The following is a 409-nucleotide window of genomic DNA, read 5'->3' on the forward strand; positions in this document are numbered from 1 at the left end:
GTGGTGCAGATAGGCGCGGGAAAAATGTTTGCAGGTGTAACAGTCGCAGGTCGGGTCGAGCGTGGAGTCGTCGTGCTTGTGTACCGAGTTGCGGATCTTGATCACCCCGCTGTCGACGAACAGGTGGCCGTTGCGCGCATTGCGCGTCGGCATCACACAGTCGAACATGTCCACGCCGCGGCGCACGCCTTCCACCAGGTCTTCCGGCTTGCCCACGCCCATCAGGTAGCGCGGCTTGTCGGCCGGCATCTGCGGCGGCAGGAAATCGAGCACGCGGATCATCTCTTCCTTCGGCTCGCCCACCGACAAACCACCGATGGCCAGGCCGTCGAAGCCGATCTCCTGCAAGCCATCCAGCGAGCGCAGGCGCAGGTCCTCGTGCATACCGCCCTGGACGATGCCGAACAGC

1 protein-coding gene is annotated in these 409 nt (G+C 64.1%); it reads right to left on the reverse strand.

Going from position 1 to position 409, the window contains the following annotated elements:
- The coding region (locus EEB15_RS33440) for a tRNA guanosine(34) transglycosylase Tgt (RefSeq protein WP_141514273.1) at window positions 1-409 on the reverse strand (409 nt) is incomplete at both ends.

This window comes from Ramlibacter sp. WS9 (assembly GCF_003797765.1).
Classification (GTDB): Bacteria; Pseudomonadota; Gammaproteobacteria; order Burkholderiales; family Burkholderiaceae_C; genus Ramlibacter.